Origin of the sequence: Armatimonas sp. (assembly GCF_043760365.1) — a bacterium.
Taxonomy (GTDB): domain Bacteria; phylum Armatimonadota; class Armatimonadia; order Armatimonadales; family Armatimonadaceae; genus Armatimonas.
The window spans coordinates 1-1,593 of sequence record NZ_JAYUPA010000534.1; the positions used below are offsets into that span (position 1 = coordinate 1).

Annotated in this window: 2 protein-coding genes and 1 pseudogene; all 3 read left to right on the forward strand. The window is 58.3% G+C overall.

The features are described 5' to 3' along the window. Window positions 1-248: pseudogene (locus ACH2EH_RS12385) on the forward strand (hypothetical protein); the annotation flags it as partial. Then, window positions 245-1,294 (forward strand): putative CRISPR-associated protein, encoded by a 1,050-nt coding sequence (locus ACH2EH_RS12390; RefSeq protein ID WP_395142092.1) that lies wholly within the window; start codon window positions 245-247, stop codon window positions 1,292-1,294. The pseudogene ACH2EH_RS12385 and the gene ACH2EH_RS12390, both read left to right, overlap by 4 nt. Further along, window positions 1,294-1,593: Dna2/Cas4 domain-containing protein (locus ACH2EH_RS12395; protein WP_395142094.1), on the forward strand; the 300-nt coding region annotated here is incomplete at its 3' end. The genes ACH2EH_RS12390 and ACH2EH_RS12395, both read left to right, overlap by 1 nt.

Consider the following 1,593-nt stretch of genomic DNA (forward strand, 5'->3'; position numbering starts at 1 on the left):
TGGAGCGTAAAGCGGCAGAAGACTGGTTGAATGCTCAACGTGATGATGCGCCTGTACCCAAACCTTGGCAACCCGTCATTAAGTTGTGGGGGCGAGATCCAAATATCTCCGAGCTCCGCAACGATGTTGCACATTGGGGGATGCAGGAGAAACCGAAGAAACCATCTACTATTCGGAAAAAGGTTGAGGCTCTTCCTGGACAGCTTGCTGAGGCGGTGAAGCCCTTAGGGCTGGAGATAGATTCATGAGTCGTGTTGTACTAACCACCGTCGGAACCTCGCTCAAGGGGAATGCGGAGCGGGCAAAGCGAGAGCCTGCAGCGCTTCTGAGAGACGATCCCCGTGCGGCGTGTGCGGAGGCCAATGTTTTGGATCGCCTAGAGCTGATCGGCGGGAGCGACTGCGTGGAGCTGTTTCATTCCGAGACACCCGACGGGCAGAAGTGCGCGGAGGAAATCGCGGTGTGGTTGACGGTACGCCGGATTAAGGTGACGCTTACCCCGATCCCTGGGCTGACGTACCAAACGAAAGACTTTCATCGGGGCTTGCGCTCACTGGTCCGTCTGCTTGCACAGCGGATACGCACGACTCGGAGGCAGAACGACACGCCTGTACTCAATGCGCTGGGTGGCTTCAAGTCTGAGGTGGCCTATGCAACTTTGGTAGGGGCGCTTTTTGGGATTCCTAATGTCTACATTCATCAGGGCTTCGAGGAGCTTCTCAGCGTGCCACCGCTACCGATTGGTTGGGACGTGGCCCGCATTGATGCGTTTGCAGACACGCTGGAGTGGCTGGATGCGGAGGCGCGCACGGAAGTCGAAGCGCGATCACGGCTGTTGGCACTGCCCGACGATCTACGGGAGACACTGACAGAGCCGGGCGACGATGGCTATCGGTATCTCTCTCCTCTGGGGGAAGCCTGCTTCGAGGCGTATAAGGCGCGGATCGAGGAGCCCACTGGAGACCCGATTCTGCTCTCGAAGAAGGCACAGCGCGACTATGAGGCTATGGAGCCGTCTGTTCGTAGTGCGTTTGACAGTGTCCTGCGTAAGCTCAGCAAGCCGGAGTTTCGCCATAAGAACAGCAAGACCCTGGAGCAGTCGCAGGGGGATGCTCGTGTCTATCCGCAAGGGCGTAGAGACGAGCGCCTCTTCTGGATCGAAGACGACGAAGGGACGGTGAAAGTGCTCGAACTCGCCCGCCATGAGAAAGGATATGAAGAACTTTACAGTAAAGGCGTCCGCAGTAAAAACTATGGTGGGTGGCAACCGTGGCCATCATTCGTAGGTTCGTAGTGGAAACCTTAGTGATGCTCTCGGCGCTTGAGCACTTTTCGTACTGCCCGCGCCAGTGTGCGCTGATCCACCTGGAGCATGTCTGGGATGAGAACCTCTTCACGCTTAAAGGTCGAGCCGCACATGAGCGGGCGGACTCGGGGGAGACGAGCTGGAAGAATGGGGTGCGGGAGGTGCGCGGCCTCCCGCTCTTTTCCGACACGCTCGGACTGGTGGGGAAAGGGGATGTCGTGGAGTTTCATTCCGATGGGCGCGTCGTTCCGGTGGAGTACAAGCACGGCACGCGCAAGCCGGGCCTC

What these genes read in the sequence shown, in the direction of transcription:
- ACH2EH_RS12390 (WP_395142092.1), top strand. Translation starts at nt 245, where the DNA reads ATGAGTCGTGTTGTACTAACCACCGTCGGAACCTCGCTCAAGGGGAAT.